The organism is Streptomyces mirabilis (assembly GCF_018310535.1).
Lineage (GTDB): Bacteria > Actinomycetota > Actinomycetes > Streptomycetales > Streptomycetaceae > Streptomyces.
In genome coordinates, this window is the sequence record NZ_CP074102.1 from 426,574 (window position 1) to 444,049 (window position 17,476).

Annotated in this window: 16 protein-coding genes; 11 read left to right on the forward strand and 5 right to left on the reverse strand. The window is 70.6% G+C overall.

Annotated features, from left to right (window positions below):
* Positions 1-8 precede the first annotated feature (8 nt).
* The 7 genes from tal (at position 9) to SMIR_RS01955 (ending at position 7,446) form a co-directional block, all read left to right on the forward strand.
* A complete protein-coding gene (tal, locus tag SMIR_RS01925; RefSeq protein ID WP_168497907.1) occupies positions 9-1,154 on the forward strand; it encodes a transaldolase in 1,146 nt (381 codons plus the stop codon).
* Positions 1,151-2,836: a glucose-6-phosphate dehydrogenase gene (gene zwf, locus SMIR_RS01930; RefSeq protein WP_248003256.1), complete on the forward strand. Its 1,686-nt coding sequence runs from the start codon at positions 1,151-1,153 to the stop codon at positions 2,834-2,836. The genes tal and zwf overlap by 4 nt, the downstream gene beginning before the upstream one ends.
* Positions 2,833-3,771 (forward strand): glucose-6-phosphate dehydrogenase assembly protein OpcA, encoded by a 939-nt coding sequence (gene opcA, locus SMIR_RS01935; RefSeq protein ID WP_168497905.1) that lies wholly within the window; start codon positions 2,833-2,835, stop codon positions 3,769-3,771. Before zwf ends, opcA begins: the two co-directional genes overlap by 4 nt.
* Entirely contained in the window at positions 3,764-5,413 is a 1,650-nt protein-coding gene (gene pgi, locus SMIR_RS01940; RefSeq protein ID WP_168497903.1) for a glucose-6-phosphate isomerase, read from the forward strand. Before opcA ends, pgi begins: the two co-directional genes overlap by 8 nt.
* Before the next feature lie 5 nt (positions 5,414-5,418).
* Positions 5,419-6,297: a phosphogluconate dehydrogenase (NAD(+)-dependent, decarboxylating) gene (gene gnd / locus SMIR_RS01945; protein ID WP_248003255.1), complete on the forward strand. Its 879-nt coding sequence runs from the start codon at positions 5,419-5,421 to the stop codon at positions 6,295-6,297.
* A 5-nt stretch (positions 6,298-6,302) separates the two neighbouring features.
* Positions 6,303-6,908 carry a histidine phosphatase family protein gene (locus SMIR_RS01950; RefSeq protein WP_168497900.1) on the forward strand — a complete coding sequence of 202 codons (606 nt, stop codon included), beginning with the start codon at positions 6,303-6,305 and terminating at the stop codon, positions 6,906-6,908.
* An 82-nt stretch (positions 6,909-6,990) separates the two neighbouring features.
* Positions 6,991-7,446 carry a tellurite resistance TerB family protein gene (locus SMIR_RS01955; protein WP_054234523.1) on the forward strand — a complete coding sequence of 152 codons (456 nt, stop codon included), beginning with the start codon at positions 6,991-6,993 and terminating at the stop codon, positions 7,444-7,446.
* 53 nt (positions 7,447-7,499) lie between these two features.
* Here the strand turns inward: SMIR_RS01955 and SMIR_RS01960 are convergent, their stop codons facing one another.
* The 3 genes from SMIR_RS01960 to SMIR_RS01970 form a co-directional block, all read right to left on the reverse strand.
* The gene (locus SMIR_RS01960) at positions 7,500-8,462 is read right to left on the reverse strand and encodes a hypothetical protein (protein WP_168497898.1); all 963 of its coding nucleotides are present in this window, start codon (positions 8,460-8,462) and stop codon (positions 7,500-7,502) included.
* A 245-nt stretch (positions 8,463-8,707) separates the two neighbouring features.
* Positions 8,708-10,510 carry a bifunctional sugar phosphate isomerase/epimerase/4-hydroxyphenylpyruvate dioxygenase family protein gene (locus SMIR_RS01965; RefSeq protein WP_168497896.1) on the reverse strand — a complete coding sequence of 601 codons (1,803 nt, stop codon included), beginning with the start codon at positions 10,508-10,510 and terminating at the stop codon, positions 8,708-8,710.
* Positions 10,511-10,725: 215 nt separating this feature from the next.
* Positions 10,726-11,604, reverse strand: a complete 879-nt coding sequence (locus tag SMIR_RS01970; protein WP_422664504.1) for a shikimate dehydrogenase — start codon at positions 11,602-11,604, stop codon at positions 10,726-10,728.
* 163 nt (positions 11,605-11,767) lie between these two features.
* On the opposite strand from SMIR_RS01970, the gene SMIR_RS01975 reads away from it, so the two are divergent.
* Both SMIR_RS01975 and SMIR_RS01980 read left to right on the forward strand, forming a co-directional pair.
* The gene (locus SMIR_RS01975) at positions 11,768-12,433 is read left to right on the forward strand and encodes a TetR/AcrR family transcriptional regulator (RefSeq protein ID WP_168497894.1); all 666 of its coding nucleotides are present in this window, start codon (positions 11,768-11,770) and stop codon (positions 12,431-12,433) included.
* Between the two features lie 302 nt (positions 12,434-12,735).
* Positions 12,736-14,088: an MFS transporter gene (locus tag SMIR_RS01980; RefSeq protein ID WP_168497893.1), complete on the forward strand. Its 1,353-nt coding sequence runs from the start codon at positions 12,736-12,738 to the stop codon at positions 14,086-14,088.
* Between the two features lie 160 nt (positions 14,089-14,248).
* Here SMIR_RS01980 and SMIR_RS01985 read toward each other — a convergent pair whose 3' ends face one another.
* On the reverse strand, positions 14,249-14,914 hold the full coding sequence (locus tag SMIR_RS01985; RefSeq protein WP_212726356.1) for a TetR/AcrR family transcriptional regulator: 666 nt from the start codon (positions 14,912-14,914) through the stop codon (positions 14,249-14,251).
* Positions 14,915-14,930: 16 nt separating this feature from the next.
* Entirely contained in the window at positions 14,931-15,371 is a 441-nt protein-coding gene (locus SMIR_RS01990) for a PPOX class F420-dependent oxidoreductase (protein ID WP_168497889.1), read from the reverse strand.
* 99 nt (positions 15,372-15,470) lie between these two features.
* Here SMIR_RS01990 and SMIR_RS01995 point away from each other — a divergent pair, with 99 nt between their 5' ends.
* Both SMIR_RS01995 and SMIR_RS02000 read left to right on the forward strand, forming a co-directional pair.
* A complete protein-coding gene (locus SMIR_RS01995; RefSeq protein ID WP_168497887.1) occupies positions 15,471-16,049 on the forward strand; it encodes a TetR/AcrR family transcriptional regulator in 579 nt (192 codons plus the stop codon).
* Entirely contained in the window at positions 16,046-17,458 is a 1,413-nt protein-coding gene (locus tag SMIR_RS02000; protein WP_168497886.1) for an MFS transporter, read from the forward strand. The genes SMIR_RS01995 and SMIR_RS02000 overlap by 4 nt, the downstream gene beginning before the upstream one ends.
* Positions 17,459-17,476 lie beyond the last annotated feature (18 nt).

The following is a 17,476-nucleotide window of genomic DNA, read 5'->3' on the forward strand; positions in this document are numbered from 1 at the left end:
GAAGGAAGATGATCACTGTGACCGAAACAACCGCGACCGCGGTAACCCTGAAGCGCCTCTCCGACGAAGGCGTCTCCATCTGGCTGGACGACCTCTCCCGCAAGCGCATCGCCTCCGGCAACCTCGCCGAACTCGTCGAGACCAGGCACGTGGTGGGCGTCACCACCAACCCCTCCATCTTCCAGGCCGCCATCGGCTCCGGTGAGGGGTACGAGGAGCAGCTCGCCGACCTGGCCGAACGCGGCGTGACGGTCGACGAGGCCGTCCGGATGATGACCACGGCCGACGTCCGCGCCGCCGCCGACATCCTGCGCCCGGTGTATGACGCCACCGCCGGCCGTGACGGCCGGGTCTCCATCGAGGTCGACCCACGCCTCGCCCACAACACGAGGGCGACCGTCGCCGAGGCCAAGCAGCTCGCCTGGCTCGTCGACCGCCCGAACGTGATGATCAAGATCCCGGCGACGAAGGCCGGTCTCCCGGCGATCACCGAGGTCATCGGCCTCGGTATCAGCGTCAACGTCACGCTGATCTTCTCGCTGGAGCGCTACCGCGAGGTCATGGACGCCTATCTGGCGGGCCTGGAGAAGGCCAAGGCGGCGGGCATCGACCTCGCCACCATCCACTCCGTCGCCTCCTTCTTCGTCTCCCGCGTCGACAGCGAGATCGACAAGCGGCTGACGAAGGTCGGGACCGACGAGGCCCTCGCTCTCAAGGGCAGGGCGGCGCTCGCCAACGCGCGGCTCGCCTACGAGGCATACGAAGAGGTGTTCGCCTCCGCCCGCTGGACCGCGCTCGCTCCGGCCGGCGCCAACAAGCAGCGCCCGCTGTGGGCCTCGACGGGCGTCAAGGACCCCTCGTACAAGGACACGCTGTACGTCGACGAGCTGGTCGCGCCGGGCACGGTCAACACCATGCCGGAGGCGACGCTCAACGCCACGGCCGACCACGGTGACATCCACGGCGACGCGGTGACCGGGGGCTACGCCCAGGCGCGCGCCGACCTGGCCGCCGTGGAAGGGCTCGGGATCTCCTACGACGAGGTGGTCGACCTGCTGGAGGACGAGGGCGTCTCGAAGTTCGAGGCGGCCTGGGGTGATCTGCTCGACGCGGTCGCGACCTCGCTGAGCAGCAAGGGAGTTGAGGGGGAATGACCGAGCGTGAAGCGCTTCCCGACAGTGCCCCGCAGGATGCGGCCACCACGCCGGAGGGACCTGGTGACACGACCGTGGAACCGGACGGTGTGAAGCCGGTCGATGTGAAGGCTGTCGATGTGAAGGCCGCGGCCAAGAGCGACGGCCCCGTTCCGGTGGCGGAATGGGAGAACCCGCTCCGTGACCCCCGTGACCGCCGCCTCCCCCGTATCGCGGGTCCCTCGGGCCTCGTCATCTTCGGTGTCACCGGCGACCTGTCCCGCAAGAAGCTGATGCCGGCCGTCTACGACCTCGCCAACCGCGGTCTGCTGCCGCCGGGCTTCTCGCTCGTCGGGTTCGCCCGCCGCGACTGGGAGGACGAGGACTTCGCGCAGATCGTGCACGACTCGGTGAAGGAACACGCGCGCACCCCGTTCCGGGAGGAGGTCTGGCAGCAGCTCGCCGAGGGCATGCGGTTCATCCCGGGCACCTTCGACGACGACACGGCGTTCAAGCAACTGCGCTCCGCCATCGAGGAGTTGGACGCGGCCCGGGGCACCAGCGGCAACTACGCGTTCTACCTCTCCGTACCCCCGAAGTTCTTCCCGAAGGTCGTCCAACAGCTCAAGAAGCACGGGCTCGCGAGCCCGCCGGAGGGTTCCTGGCGGCGCGCGGTGATCGAGAAGCCGTTCGGCCACGACCTGGAGAGCGCGCGCGAGCTGAACGCGCTCGTGCACGACGTGTTCGACCCGGAGCAGGTCTTCCGCATCGACCACTACCTCGGCAAGGAGACCGTCCAGAACATCCTGGCGCTCCGCTTCGCCAACCAGATGTACGAGCCGATCTGGAACCGGTCGTACGTCGACCACGTGCAGATCACCATGGCGGAGGACATCGGCATCGGCGGCCGGGCCGGCTACTACGACGGCATCGGTTCGGCCCGTGACGTGATCCAGAACCACCTGCTCCAGCTGATGGCGCTGACCGCCATGGAGGAGCCGATCGCCTTCGACGCCGAGTCGCTGCTGACCGAGAAGCTCAAGGTCCTCAAGTCGGTGAAGCTGCCGGAGAACCTGGGCGAGCACACCGTGCGCGGCCAGTACGCGGCGGCCTGGCAGGGCGGCGAGAAGGTGCGCGGCTATCTGCAGGAGGAGGGCATCGACCCCAAGTCGACGACCGACACCTACGCGGCCGTCAAGCTGGAGGTCGACAACCGCCGCTGGGCGGGCGTCCCCTTCTATCTGCGCACCGGCAAGCGCCTTGGCCGGCGGGTGACGGAGATCGCGGTGGTCTTCCAGCGCGCCCCGCACTCCCCGTTCGACTCGACCGCCACCGAGGAGCTCGGCCAGAACGCGATCGTCATCCGCGTCCAGCCCGACGAGGGTATGACGGTGCGCTTCGGATCGAAGGTCCCGGGTACGTCGATGGAGATCCGGGACGTCACGATGGACTTCGCCTACGGCGAGTCGTTCACCGAGTCCAGCCCGGAGGCATACGAACGGCTGATCCTGGATGTCCTGCTCGGCGACGCCAATCTCTTCCCCCGTCACCAGGAGGTGGAAGAGTCCTGGAAGGTCCTCGACCCGATCGAGGACTACTGGGAGACCCATGGCAAGCCCGCGCAGTACCCCTCGGGCAGCTGGGGTCCGAAGGAAGCCGACGAGATGCTCGCACGAGACGGACGGAGCTGGCGCAGGCCATGAAGATCGACCTGACCGACACCACGGCAAGCAAGATCAACAAGGCGCTCGTGCAGGGGCGCCGCACCATCGGCACCCCCGCCGTGGGCATGGTCCTGACGATGGTCATCGTCACCGACGAAGAGAACGCGTACGACTCGATCAAGGCCGCCGAGGAGGCCTCGCGCGAGCACCCCTCGCGCACCTTGGTCGTCATCAAGCGGCACGCCCGCACCCCGCGCGACCGCACCAACTCGCGCCTCGACGCCGAGGTCCGGGTGGGCGCCGACTCCGGCGCCGGTGAGACCGTCGTGCTGCGGACCTACGGAGAGGTGTCCGACCACGCCGACTCCGTGGTCCTGCCGCTGCTGCTGCCGGACGCGCCCGTCGTCGTCTGGTGGCCGGTGGACGCCCCCGAGGTACCGGCCAAGGACCCGCTGGGCGCCCTCGCGCAGCGCAGGATCACCGACATGTACGCCGTCGAGTCGCCGCTCACGGCCCTGGAGGCCCGCGTCAACTCGTACGCGCCGGGCGACACCGACCTGGCGTGGACCCGGCTGACGCCCTGGCGCTCGATGCTGGCCGCCGCGCTCGACCAGGCCCGTACGAAGGTGATCTCGGCCGCCGTCGAGAGCGAGGCCGACAACCCGAGCGCCGAGCTGCTCGCCCGCTGGCTGGGCGCCCGGCTCGACGTGCCGGTCGAGCGGGTCGTCACCGCCGGTCCGGTGGTGACCGCGGTGCGGCTCGGCACGGAGAACGGCGAGATCGTGATCGACCGGCCCGAGGGGCCGCTGGCCACGCTGTCGCTGCCCGGGCAACCCTCCCGCACCCTCGCGCTGAAGGTGCGCAGTACTTCCGAGCTGATCGCCGAGGAGCTGCGCCGCCTCGACGCGGACGAGATGTACGCCGTCGCCCTGCGGGGCGAGGGCGGCACCAAGGAGACCCCCCGTCATGTCTGACTCCCCCAAGCTCACACGGCGTCCGGAGTGGGTGGCCCTGGAGGACCACCGCGCGGACGGTCTGCTCCACCCGCGGCTGCGTGAGTTGTTCGCCGCCGATCCTGCCCGCGCAGAACGCTATGTCGTGCGGGTCGGCGATCTGCGGATCGACTACTCCAAGCACCTGATCACGGACGAGACCCTCGCCCTCCTCCAGGAACTGGCCACCGCCACCGACGTGTTCGGGCTGCGGGACGCGATGTTCCGCGGCGAGAGAATCAACGTCACCGAGGACCGGGCGGTGCTGCACACCGCGCTGCGGGCCCCCCGGAACGCCGTGATCGAGGTCGACGGCGAGAACGTCGTCCCTGGCGTGCACACCGTGCTCGACAAGATGGCCGACTTCGCCGAGCGGGTCCGCGCCGGCGAGTGGACCGGTCACACGGGTCGTCCTATCCGCAATGTCGTCAACATCGGTATCGGCGGCTCCGACCTCGGTCCGGCGATGGCCTACGAGGCGCTGCGCGCCTTCACGGACCGTTCGCTGACCGTGCGGTTCGTGTCGAACGTGGACGGCGCCGATCTGCACGAGGCCGTCCGCGACCTCGACCCGGCCGAGACGCTGTTCATCATCGCCTCGAAGACGTTCACCACGATCGAGACGATCACCAACGCGACCTCGGCGCGGACCTGGCTGCTCGCCGCGCTGGAAGGTGACGAGAAGGCGGTCGCCAAGCACTTCGTGGCACTGTCGACGAACGCCGGCAAGGTGTCGGACTTCGGTATCGACACGGCCAACATGTTCGGGTTCTGGGACTGGGTCGGCGGACGTTACTCCTTCGACTCGGCGATCGGCCTGTCGCTGATGATCGCGATCGGCCCGGACCGTTTCCGGGAGCTGCTCGACGGGTTCAGGATCGTCGACGAACACTTCCGTACGGCTCCCGCCGAGGCCAACGCGCCTTTGCTGCTTGGCCTGTTGGGTGTCTGGTACGGCAACTTCTTCGACGCCCAGTCGCACGCCGTACTGCCGTACTCGCACTACCTGTCCAAGTTCACCGCCTACCTGCAGCAGCTGGACATGGAGTCCAACGGCAAGTCGGTGGACCGCGACGGCAACCCGGTGGAGTGGCAGACCGGTCCCGTGGTGTGGGGCACGCCCGGCACCAACGGGCAGCACGCCTACTACCAGCTCATCCACCAGGGCACGAAGCTGATCCCCGCCGACTTCATCGGCTTCGCCAACCCGGTGGACGAGCTGGAGCCCGAACTCGCCGCCCAGCACGACCTGTTGATGGCGAACTTCTTCGCGCAGACCCAGGCCCTCGCCTTCGGCAAGACGCCCGACGAGGTGCGCGCCGAGGGCGTGCCCGAGGAACTGGTCCCGCACAAGACGTTCAAGGGCAACCACCCGACGACGACGATCCTCGCGAGCGAGCTGACGCCGTCGGTCCTCGGCCAGCTCATCGCCCTCTACGAGCACAAGGTGTTCGTCCAGGGCGCGATCTGGAACATCGACTCCTTCGACCAGTGGGGCGTAGAGCTCGGCAAGGTCCTCGCCAAGCGCGTCGAACCCGCGCTCACCGAAGGCGCCGACGTGCCCGGCCTCGACCCCTCCACCGCCGCCCTCGTGGCCGCGTACCGCACCCTCCGAAAGAAGTGACTGTCATGCAGCTCGGACTCATCGGCCTCGGCAAGATGGGCGGCAACATGCGCGAGCGGATCCGCCGCGCGGGCCACACGGTCGTCGGCTACGACCGCAACCCCGAGGTCTCGGACGTCAGCAGCCTCACCGAACTCGTGAGCGCGCTCGAAGGCCCGCGCGTGGTGTGGGTGATGGTCCCCGCCGGCGCCGCCACGCAGTCCACCATCGACCAGCTCGGCGAGCTCCTGGAGCCCGGTGACACCGTCGTCGACGGCGGCAACTCCCGCTGGACGGACGACGAGAAGCACGCGGAGGAGCTGGCCGCCAAGGGCATCGGGTTCGTCGACGCGGGCGTCTCCGGCGGCGTCTGGGGCCTCAAGAACGGCTACGCGCTGATGGTCGGCGGCGACGCCGAGCACATCGCCAAGGTGCAGCCGGTCTTCGACGCCCTCAAGCCCGAGGGCGACGCCGGCTTCGTGCACGCCGGCAAGGTCGGCGCCGGCCACTTCTCCAAGATGGTCCACAACGGCATCGAGTACGCCATGATGCAGGCCTACGCCGAGGGCTGGGAGCTCCTGGAGAAGGTCCACTCCGTCACCGACGTGCGCGAGGTCTTCCGCTCCTGGCAGGAAGGCACCGTCATCCGCTCCTGGCTGCTCGACCTCGCGGTCAACGCGCTGGACGACGACGAGCACCTGGAGAAGCTGCGCGGCTACGCGGACGACTCCGGCGAGGGCCGCTGGACCGTCGAGGCGGCCATCGACAACGCCGTCCCGCTGCCCGCCATCACCGCCTCCCTCTTCGCCCGGTTCGCCTCCCGCCAGGACGACTCCCCGCAGATGAAGATGATCGCGGCACTGCGCAACCAGTTCGGCGGCCACGCCGTCGAGTCGGCGAAGTAACGACCATGGGCGACCTCCTGCTGGTCCGCCACGGTGAGACCGAGTGGAGCGTGTCGGGCCAGCACACCAGCTGGACCGACCTGCCCCTCACCCAGCACGGCGAGGAACAGGCCAAGTCCCTCGCCCCGCTGCTCGCCGGCCGGACCTTCGCCCTGGCCCTGACCAGCCCGCTCGGCCGCGCGATACGCACGGCGGAACTCGCGGGCGTGTACGGGGCCGTGGCCGATCCCGATCTGCACGAGTGGGACTACGGCGCGTACGAAGGCATCACGACCGTCGAGATACATCGCACCAGGCCCGACTGGTTCCTGTGGAACGACGGTGTGCCGTCCGGCCCTGACGGCCGTCCCGGCGAGTCACCGGCGGAGGTGGGAGAGCGCGCCGACCGCGTGCTGTCCCGCGTCGGACCGGCGCTGGCCGACGGCGACGTGATCCTCGTGGCGCACGCCCACTTCCTGCGTGTGCTGACGGCCCGTCGGCTCGGGCTGTCCCCCGCGGACGGGCGGCTGTTCCAACTCGCGACGGGCACCGTCAGCCGGCTGTCCACCGAGCACGGACATCCTGTGATCGCCGAGTGGAACGCCGCCGGAACTTCTGTGGCGGTTCGCTAGTTTCTACATTGCTGTAGAAATCGAAGAGGTCACGGTCCGCCCTCAGGGGCGGGCCGGGCCTCTCCCAACGTATGGAGCTCTCATGGCCCTGTGGGACCGCATCAAGGAGTCCGCGTCGACGATGCAGACCCAGCTCGTGGCGAAGAAGAACGATCTGAAGAGCGGTGCCTTCCGCGACGCGAGCATGGCGATGTGCGCGCTCGTCGCCGCGGCGGACGGAACGGTCGATCCTTCCGAGCGCCAGCGCGTCGCGCAACTCATCGCCACGAACGAGGTGTTGCAGAACTTCGACGCCGACGACCTGCGCCGCCGCTTCGACGACAACCTGAACAAGCTGACCGCCGACTTCGCCTTCGGCAAGGTCAGCGTCCTCCAGGAGATCGCCAAGGCGAAGAAGAAGCCGGCCGAGGCGCGCGCCGTCATCCAGATCGGCATCGTCATCGGCGGCGCCGACGGCGACTTCGACAAGACCGAGCAGGCCGTCGTGCGCGAGGCGTGCTTCACGCTCGACCTGCCGCCGCACGAGTTCGACCTGTAGTTCCCCACCGGCTCCGGCCGCGCCACCTCGACGGCCGGGACACGTGAGGTGGCTCAGGCGCCGCGCGTGGCGCGCCTGCGCCACTTCACGTACTCCGCCTCCGGGTCGCCGGTGCGGGACCAGGGCATCCGGCTGGCGCGCACCCCAAGCGTCCGGAAGAGCGGGGCCGCGAGATCCCACTGGCCGGCGTAACTCGCGGCGTGCGCCAGGTAGTTGAGGTCGCGCACCTCCTCCGGCGCGGGCTGGCCGTCCGGGCGCGCGGATATCCAGCGCTGCCAGGTGCGCCGTACGTCGTCGACGGCTCCTTCGTGGTTCCAGTGCCCGTCGAGGTCGACGGGCGCGTCCGGCCGCCCCTTCGCCTCCTCCTGGAGAAAGCGGTACTCCTCCACACGGGCGAACTGCACCAGGACCGGCAGCGCGCAGCCCGGCGGGGCGACGCTCGCCGCGTCGCGGGCGAAGTCGTACATCAGGGCGTGGGTGCCGTGCCAGCGCGCCGAGTAGTAGCGCAGCACATGGAGGTGGCCCTCGATCGTGTAGGGGTCACGGGCGTGCAACTCGTCCCACCAGCGGCCGAGTTCCTGGCGGCGCACCCCGGCGGCATAGAGCCGGGCGACGGAGATGAGGCAGATCCAGGGCGTGGGGTCCTCGGGGTAGGCTTCGGCGCCCTGGAGACAAGCCAGCACCGCCCGGTCGACGCGTCGCTGTTCGACGGGTACGCGCCCACCCGCGGCGGTGGCGAGGGTGAAGGCCCTGGCCACCTCGGTCGCGGCCCGCAGGACCAGGGCGTCGGCGCTGCGCGGCTCCGCGGCGAGCCAGGACTCGACCGCCGAGTTGCCCGCGCACGCCGGCGCGAGCAGCCGGATCCGGTGGGCGCGCACGGACCACGCGGGGCCGGTCACCCGCAGCAGATCCCGCAGGCCCTGCCAGCGCCCGTTGGCGATGTCCTTGCGTGCGGTGGAGAGGGGCGCGTCCCCGTAGTCGGGGTCGAAGTCGGGGGTGAAGCGGTCTCCCGGCATGGGCTCCCTCTCAGAACATGAGGCACTGAAACCGGCCTCGGAGCCGGAGGCCGATTGCTCCACGTCCTGGGCAGCGGACTGGGGGCGATACCGTGCTGCCGCTGTCATCGGCCGACGGTCGCTCCGCAGAGGTGTTCCGCGGGTGGTGTGATGATAGCGGTGGCCATTGACGTTTCAATGTCAACTGACGGGTAATATGCGCCGCCCGGGACTCGGACGAGCGGCGGCGGCACACGGCTGAAGCGTCACCGCCCCGGCCGGCGCGGCAGGTGCTGCGCGGCCAGCCGCACGGGGGCGTTCTGCGCTCCGTAGCCCCGGTAGCCGCCGTCACGCTGGACGAGTTCGAAGAAGACACGGCCGACCGTCTCGGTGTAGCAGTGGCGGAACTCGCCCTCCGCGTCACGGTCGTAGAGGATGCCGAGTTCGCGGTACGCCGCCAGCTCGCCGTCGGCGAACTCATACCGCGCGGCGAGGTCGTCGTAGTAGTTCGCGGGCATCGCCAGCAGTCGGCCGCCGGCCTCGCGGAAGCGGCGGGCCGCGGTGACCACGTCGTCCGAGGCGAGGGCGATGTGCTGGGCGCGGGCGCCCTCGTCGGTGGGGGCGGGCCCGACGCCGAGGGCGATACGGACGCTGCCGTCGGCGCTGGTGACCGCACGGCTGCGGTGCAGCCCGTACGGATCGGCGACATCGACGCTGTCCTGTGCGCTCAGCCCGAGCACACTGCGGTGGAAGAGCGCCGCCTCGTCGAACTGGTGCCAGGGCTGGGTGAGGGCCAGGTGGTCGATACGGGCCACGTGCTGCGGGAGTCGTTCGTGCGGGACCGGCACGAAGTCGCCTGTCCAGCTCGCGAGTTCGGGGTGCCCGGAGCGATCCGTGACGCAGAAGAAGAGTTCGGTGCCGTCGGGGGCGGCCACCGCGTCCAGCGGTGCGTCCTCGGGGGCACGACGGCGAGGCAGAACCGGGGCGAGGAGGGATTCGGCGCGCCGGGCCGCGGCGGCCGGGTCCGGGGACTCCAGGCCGACAGCGGCGAGGGCGGTGCCGTCGCGCCGGGCGGCCGGTCCGGTGTTGACGAGGACACGGGCCTCGCCCTGCTGCCAGAGGTCGACGGGCTTGCTGCGGTGCCTGGCGCTGCGGGTGAAGCCGAGGGCGCCGAGGAGCGCGGTGACGGGTTCGGCGTCGGAGGTGACGAGCTCGGCGAAGGCGACACCGGTCGGCACCACGGGCGCGGGCGGGGCCGCGAGTCCAGTCGCCTCCTGGAGGACGAGGAGGGAGCGGCGTGCGTCCACGGCGGTCGGCCCGGCCTCGGCCTGCCGGAAGACGTCGTTGAAGACCTCGAGGGAGAGCGGTCCGCGGTATCCGGCCCGCAGGACGTGTCCGAGGAACCCCGCGATGTCGAAGCCGCCCTGGCCCGGGAAGCAACGGTAGTGGCGGCTCCACTGCAGGACGTCCATCGCCATCAGGGGGGCGTCGGCGAGTTGCAGGAAGAAGATCTTCTCTCCGGGGATGTCCTCGATGCCCTTGGGGTCGCCGCCGCGGGCAAGGATGTGGAAGCTGTCGAGGCAGGTGCCGAGGGCGGGGTGGTCCGCGGCTTCGACGATGCTCCAGGCGTGGTCGTACGTACTCACATGGCGGCCCCACGCGAGCGCCTCGTAGGCGACGCGCATGCCGAAGTCCTGAGCGAGGTCCGCGAGCCGGCGCAGCTGGTCGGCCGCGAGCGCGTCGTCGTCCACGGCGAGCGGGGAGACGCTGGAGCAGACCAGGACCGTGTCGGTGCCGAGGCGGCGCATGAGTTCGAACTTGTGCCGGGCGCGGCGCAGATTGCGGGCGAACTCCTCCTCGGGCACCGCTTCGATGTCCCGCATCGGCTGGTACAGGTCGATGCTCAGACCGAGGTCCGCGGTGCGGGCCCGGATCTCCTCGGGTGTGAGGGGGCTCGCGAGCAGATCGTTCTCGAAGATCTCCACCCCGTCGAACCCCGCCCGCCCCGCGGCCGTGAGCTTCTCGGTCAGGGACCCACTGAGCGAGACAGTGGCAATGGACGTACGCACGTCGATACTCCTCATCCAGCGCTCCAGACACAGGCACGGCCAGGCCCGAGCCCCGCAAGGGGCGCGGGGAACTGCGCGATCAACCCCCACCGCCCCGCACCCGCCGCCCGACCTCAGCCACCCCGCCCCGCAAGGGGCGCGGGGAACTGCGCGACCAGCCCCCACCGACCGGCACCCCGCCACACAACCCGAGCCACCCCACCCACAAGGCGTCCTCAGCCACGAACACCCGCCGCACCCGACACACCCGCCAGCTCAGAAATGTCCGCCAGCATCCGAACAGCATCCGGCTCCCGCCCCGTGAACAGCCGAAACGCGTCCGCCGCCTGGAACACGGCCATGCCCCCGCCATCCAGCGTCGCGCACCCCACCGCCCGCGCCGTGCGCAGCAACTCGGTCTCCAGAGGCCGGTACACCACCTCGGCGACCCACAGCCCGGGATGCAACAGCCCGGCAGGGAACGGCAGCCCGGGATGGGCCGCCATCCCGGTGGGCGTCGCGTGCACCACCCCGTCGGCCAGGCCGAGCAGCCCCCCGAGCGCATCCGGCGTCCCGGCCACCGCCCGCCCCGCACCGAAGTGCCGGTTCAGCCCGGCGGCAAGATCCGTCGCCCGGTCCGGCATCGCGTCCACGACGGTGACGTGCCCCGCGCCCAGCGTCAGCACGGCGTGGGCGACCGCCGCCCCCGCCCCGCCCGCACCCAGCTGCACGACCCGCTCCAGCGGGACGTCGGGCAGCCCGCGCGCGAAGGACGCCGCGAACCCGGTGACATCGGTGTTGTGCCCGACCGCACGGCCCCCCTCGAAGACGACGGTGTTGACCGCGCCGAGGGCCGCCGCCTGCGGAGCGAGCTCGTCGAGGTGGTCGATGACCAGCTGCTTGCAGGGATGCGTGATGTTCAGCCCGTCGAAGCCGAGGTCCCGCGCGGCACGTACGAGATCGCCCACCGCCTCCGGCCCGACGCCGAGCACGTCGATGTCGATCAGTCGGTACAGATAGCGAAGTCCCTGCCGGTCGGCCTCTCGCTCGTGCAGCGCGGGGCTGAGCGAGGGGCCGATGCCGGAACCGATGAGGCCGACGAGATACGTGTCCATGGTCACGGCGGACCTCCTGAGCGACTCACTAATGTACGAACTAGTACGTTAGCTATATCAGCATCCCGAGCTCACGGGAAGGCCCGCCCCGGAACTCGGGACCACGGCGGCAGACCCTGCTTCTACAATCGCGGGCACTGACCCTCTCGCCCGAAGGAAGCCGATGACCAGCGTCGAAGAACCTGCACGGCCCGGCGGGCGCATCCGCGACGCCGCCCGGACCAGGGCCGAGATTCTCGACGTGGCGACCCAGGAGTTCTCGCGGGCCGGCTTCGCCGGTGCCCGCGTCGACGAGATCGCCGCCCGCACCCGCACCACCAAGCGGATGATCTATTACTACTTCGGCGGCAAGGAGCAGCTGTTCACGGCCGTTCTGGAGCGTGCGTACTCCGTGATCCGGATGGCCGAACAGGAGCTGGACGTCGAGCACTTGGACCCGGTCGCGGCCATCCGCAGGCTCGCCGAGCTGACCTTCGACCACCATGAGGCGCACCCGGACTTCATCCGGCTGGTCAGCATCGAGAACATCCACGAGGCGGAGCACATAGCCGCGTCCGAGGAGCTCGGGAAGATCGGTTCGCCCGCGCTGGAGGTGATCCGCCGGATCCTGGAGACCGGCCGGAGGTCGGGGCTGTTCACGGCCGACGTCGACGCCGTGGACCTGCACGCGATGATCAGCTCGTTCTGCTTCTTCCGGGTCTCCAACCGCCATACCTTCGGCGCCCTCTTCGGCCGTGACCTGGTCGCCCCTGACCAGCGGGAGCACTACCGGACCATGCTCGGCGACATGGTCATCGCCTATCTGACGGCGGACCGCACCCAGGACTGAGAACCGGAGCACCGACACCCCGTCCCACGCCCCGCTCCGGGGCCGGGACGGGGCACGGCCGGAAAGATCCTTCAGTACGACCTCTTGACACCCGGGAAACGTGGGCGCAACATCCGTAGCCATCCGCTACTAACTATCCAGTGGGTTAATTAGCCGGACGCACAACGTTGAGCAGGCTCCCTACCGTCAAGCAGACTCGTCGCATCCGGCACGGCCGACCCGTACACCCCCAGGGCCCCGGCACCTCTCCCCTCCGCCACTCCGTCACTCCCGTCCCCGGAGTTCCCTCGAAGGAGCACGCCGTGTCTGTCCCCGCCGTCCCGCTCGACGCGCCACCCGGCCAGCCCCGGAAGGCCGCCATGGCCGCCTGGATCGGCAGCGCCCTGGAGTACTACGACTTCTTCATCTACGGCAGCGCCGCCGCCCTGATCTTCCCGAAGGTCTTCTTCGACGAGTCGGACCCGGCCACCGCGACCCTCCTCTCGCTGGCCACGTTCGGTGTCGCGTACGCGGCCCGCCCGGTCGGCGCGCTCTTCCTCGGCCACTTCGGCGACCGGGTCGGCCGCAAGAAGATCATGGTCTTCACGCTGATCCTGATGGGCCTGTCGACGTTCCTCATCGGCTGTCTGCCCACCCGCGCCCAGGTCGGCGGCCTCGCCCCGGTCCTGCTGGTGCTCTGCCGCGTTCTCCAGGGCATCTCCGCGGCCGGTGAGCAGGCGAGCGCCAACTCCATGACGCTGGAACACGCGCCACCCAACCGCCGGGGTTTCTTCACCAGCTTCACCCTCAGCGGCACCCAGGGCGGCCAGCTCCTGGCGACCCTGGTGTTCCTGCCGGTCGCCGCGCTGCCCGAGGACCAACTGCTCTCCTGGGGCTGGCGTGTGCCGTTCTGGGCGAGCGTCGCGGTCGCCGTGGTCGGCTATGTCATCCGCCGCACCCTCCAGGAGACTCCCGCCTTCACCCAGCAGGCCGCGAGCGAGGGCGTTCCCAAATTGCCGCTCCTCGTGCTCCTGCGCGAGCACTGGGCGGACGTCCTGCGGGTCGTCGCGGGCGCCCTGATCGCCTCGGTCAGCACGATCTTCACGGTGTGGGCGCTGGCGTACGGCACGAGCGACTCGGTCGGGCTGTCGCGCACGCAGATGCTGTGGGTGGGCGCGCTCGCCAACGTCGTCGCCCTCGGTGCGATCCCCGCCTGGGCCACGCTCTCCGACCGTATCGGCCGCCGTCCGGTCTATCTGATCGGCGCCGCGGGCAGCGCCGTGCTGATGTTCGCCTACCTGTGGGCCATATCCACCGGCTCGTACCCCCTCGTCCTCCTCTTCGGCATCCTCGCCTTCGGTGTCGTGTACAGCGCGGCCAACGGTGTCTGGCCGTCCTTCTACGGCGAGATGTTCTCCACCCGCGTCCGGCTCTCCGGTATGGCGATCGGCACGCAGATCGGCTTCGCCGTCGCCGGGTTCGCGGTCACCTTCGCCGCGCAGATCGCGGGCCCGGGCGGCGACGACTGGTCGTCCGTGGCGCTGTTCACCGCGGCCCTGTGCGTCCCGCCGGTGATCGCCGCGCTGACCGCCCGCGAGACGCACACGGTGCCGACGGAGGAGCTGGGTGAGCGGGTGCCCCGGGACGCCGCGAAGCGCGAGACCGTCACCGCCTGAACCCCTGACCGCGCGCTCCGTACCCCGGTCACTCACGTCCCCGGCAGCCTCGGACTGCCGGGGACGTGGCGGTTCTCGGGCCGGTGCGGTCGGGGCGGAGTTGACATCCGACGTTTTCGGCAAGAACATCGGCCGGAACAAGCGGAAAGAAACAGCGCGGTCACACAGAGCCACTCCGCGCACCCCGGCCGGGTTCAGGGGCGGCCGGTGTGCGCGGAGACCCCATCGACCCTCGGCTCACCGTTCGAGCCCCGTCCAGCAGGGGACCGAGCTCGTGGGTCACAGCGGTCAGGGCCCGTACGTCCCGTTCGGCTCTGGCGATGAGGAGTGCCCCCTCCAGGGCACTGATCATGAGCGTGGCCAGCGGTTCGGCCCGTCCGGCCGGTACGCCCATGTCCGTCAGGGCCTCGGCCACCGCGCGGTTCCAGCGGGCGAACGCGGCGGCGGCAGCGGTCCTGGTGGACTCGGTGGACTCCGCGCAGTTCACGGTCGCCGCCGCGACGGGGCAGCCGGAGGCGAATCCGGCCTCCTGGAACTCGTCGGCCCACTGCTGCACCATCGCCGCGAACAGACCGCTCGGCGTCGGCCGGGACAGCGCGGCGAGAAAGCGCGCGACGCGCTTGCCCGCGTAACCGCCCGCCCAGTCCACGGCCTCGTTGACCAACTGCTCCTTGACGACCGGGAAGTAGTGCTGGAGAGATCCGCGCGGCGCCCGCGCATGCGCGGCGACCTCGCGCATGCCCGTCGCGGTGACCCCGTCGCGCCGGATGAGCTGTGCCGCGCTGAACACCATCCGCTCGCGCGGCCCCCGCTCGGAAACCGTCATCGACGAGGGAGCGGGCTCAGCGTCCGCGCGGGATGCCGTACGCGCGCTCCACGTGGAGCCGTAGGACGAGTCGGCCGTCGCTGACCATCGCGGCCCGGTAGTCGTCCCAGTCGGGGTGCTCGCCCCGGACGGCCCGGTAGAGCCGCACCAGCTCCTCGACGGTCTCGTCGTGGGGGTCCCGGGCGACGGGCGTGAGCTCGGCGGTGCCCTCGGCGACCGTGTACGCCCAACGGTCCTCGGCCGTCACGTGGTAGGAGGCCCGCGGGTCCCGGCGCAGATTGCGGGTCTTGGCGCGATCGTCCGTGATCGAGACCCGGACGATCCGCTCGTCGGGATCGTAGGCGTGGTTCACGTTGGACAGCTGGGGCCGGCCGTCCTTCTTGAGGGTGACCAGCACCCCGCCGTCGTACTCGGAGAGCAGCTTGAGCAGTGTGTCCTGCGTCGCGTCCTGAGTCATGTATCGCTCAACCCCGGGGGACGCATGGCCATTCCCGTCGCGTAGACACTGTCTACCGACAAGGTAGACAGTGTCTACGGGAACTGGTAGACACTGTCTATGAGTGAAGCGGAGACGGGGCTGCGGGCCCGGTTGATCGAGGCGGGCGTGGACCTGGTGACCACGCAGGGCGCGCAGGTTCTGACCCTGCGGGAGATCGCCCGTCGCGCGGGCGTCTCCCACGGCGCCCCGCGCCGCTACTTCCCGACCCATCTGGAGCTGCTCTCCGCCATCGCGCGCCGGGGCTTCGCCGACCTGGGAGCCCGGGCGACGGAGGCGCTGGTCGACGAAGGGGCGAGTCCCCGCGCCCAGTTGGCGACGCTGGGGAGGGTCTACCTCGACTTCGCCTTCACTCAGCCCGGAATGTACGAGCTGATGTTCCGTCATGATCTGCTGGAGAGTGGACGACTGGGACTCCGGGAGACCAGCCTCCCGCTGTTCGGCGTCCTGGTGGACCTGGTCGGTCGGGCGCGCCCCGCGGCCGACGCCACGCTCGTCGCGAGCGCCCTGTGGGCGAACCTGCACGGGATCGCCCAGCTGTGGGGCTGGGGCAGTCTCCAACTCGCCACGGGAGCAGCCGACTTCGTACCCCTGTTGGATGCCGCGCTGGACGCGCACCTCGGGCCGGAGGAGCGGTGAACCCCTCGGCGCGGCGCCGTCTCACGCTGACCAACAGCGTCGTCGGGGCCGTGATCGTCGCGCTGGACGGAACCGTCCTCACCGTCGCTCAGCCCACGCTGCGGCGCGACCTGGACGCGTCGTTCGCGCAGGTGCAGTGGACCAGTACCGGCTATCTCATCGCGGTGGCGGGCCTGTTGGTGTTCGCAGGGCGTCTCGGCGACCGGTACGGCCACCAAGTGGTCTTCGCCGTGGGGATGGTGGGGTTCGGGGCGGCGTCGGCGGGGATCGGTCTGGCGCCCGGCATCGGCTGGGTGATCGGGCTGCGGGTCGCCCAGGGGGTCTTCGGCGCGCTGTCGCAGCCCGCCACGCTCGGGATGCTGCGCGCGGCCTACCCGCCCGACCGGCTCGGCATGCCCATCGCGCTGCGCACCAGTGCCATCGGTCTCGCGGCCGCCGCGGGTCCCCTCCTCGGCGGGGCGCTGGTCACCCAGCTGGGCTGGCGGGCCGTCTTCTTCCTGAACGTCGTACCCGCGCTCGTCATGGCCGCCCTGGCCCTGACCGTCCGGGACGCGCCCCGGGACAGAGACTCGGCGGCCGGACTCGACGTGCCCGGCGCGGCGCTGCTCTCGGTGACCCTGGTCGCCCTGGTGCACACGCTCGTCGTGCTGCCGGAGACGGGCCGGCCCATGGCGACCGTGCTCGGGCCGCTCGTGGCGACGGCCGCGGCAGCCGCGTTCGTACGGCACGAACGGCGCGCGGCGAGCCCGCTGGTGCCGCCCGGCCTGCTCGGCTCCCCCACGGTCGGCGCGGCGCTCGGCACCCTCGTGTGCGCCTCAGCAACGCTGTTCGGCACGCTCTTCGTCAGCACCTACTACCTCCAGGACGTGCTCGGCCTCGACCCGCTCCAGAGCAGTCTGCGCGCGCTCCCGCTGGCCGTGATGACGGTGCTGGGCGCGCCGGTCTCGGCCGTACTGCTGCGCCGCTACGGCCCGCGCCGCACGACCGGGACCGCGATGCTGCTGGTCCTCCTCGGCGTCCTGCTGCTGTCCCGGCTCGACCGCGCCTCGACGGACCTGGCGATCGGCGTCGGATTCCTGCTCCTGGGCGCGGGGTTCGTCGCGGTGATGGTGAGCGCGACGGCCGTCGTCGTGCGGTCCGCGTCCGCCGGGTCGGCCGGGGTGGCGGGCGGGCTCCAGCAGACCGCGATGAACATCGGACCGACGGTGGGGGTGGCCGTCGCGACCACGCTGGTCGGCCTGGCCGGCGTCGACATGGGCCCCGCGCTGTCCGTCCTCGCGGCCCTCACAGCGGTCGGCGCGCTGTCGGCGCTGCGGCTCCCGGGCCGCGGCGAAGCGCCGGACGCCGAGCGGCGACCCGCCGGTCACCCACCCACCGACGCCGCTTGCGAAGTCCGTACGAGACGATGAAGGCGAGCGAGACGATGA

Coding starts and splice junctions, on each gene's coding strand:
- tal (WP_168497907.1), top strand. CDS start 9: ATGATCACTGTGACCGAAACAACCGCGACCGCGGTAACCCTGAAGCGC.
- zwf (WP_248003256.1), top strand. CDS start 1,151: ATGACCGAGCGTGAAGCGCTTCCCGACAGTGCCCCGCAGGATGCGGCC.
- opcA (WP_168497905.1), top strand. CDS start 2,833: ATGAAGATCGACCTGACCGACACCACGGCAAGCAAGATCAACAAGGCG.
- pgi (WP_168497903.1), top strand. CDS start 3,764: ATGTCTGACTCCCCCAAGCTCACACGGCGTCCGGAGTGGGTGGCCCTG.
- gnd (WP_248003255.1), top strand. CDS start 5,419: ATGCAGCTCGGACTCATCGGCCTCGGCAAGATGGGCGGCAACATGCGC.
- SMIR_RS01950 (WP_168497900.1), top strand. CDS start 6,303: ATGGGCGACCTCCTGCTGGTCCGCCACGGTGAGACCGAGTGGAGCGTG.
- SMIR_RS01955 (WP_054234523.1), top strand. CDS start 6,991: ATGGCCCTGTGGGACCGCATCAAGGAGTCCGCGTCGACGATGCAGACC.
- SMIR_RS01960 (WP_168497898.1), bottom strand. CDS start 8,462: ATGCCGGGAGACCGCTTCACCCCCGACTTCGACCCCGACTACGGGGAC.
- SMIR_RS01970 (WP_422664504.1), bottom strand. CDS start 11,604: ATGGACACGTATCTCGTCGGCCTCATCGGTTCCGGCATCGGCCCCTCG.
- SMIR_RS01975 (WP_168497894.1), top strand. CDS start 11,768: ATGACCAGCGTCGAAGAACCTGCACGGCCCGGCGGGCGCATCCGCGAC.
- SMIR_RS01985 (WP_212726356.1), bottom strand. CDS start 14,914: ATGACGGTTTCCGAGCGGGGGCCGCGCGAGCGGATGGTGTTCAGCGCG.
- SMIR_RS01990 (WP_168497889.1), bottom strand. CDS start 15,371: ATGACTCAGGACGCGACGCAGGACACACTGCTCAAGCTGCTCTCCGAG.
- SMIR_RS01995 (WP_168497887.1), top strand. CDS start 15,471: ATGAGTGAAGCGGAGACGGGGCTGCGGGCCCGGTTGATCGAGGCGGGC.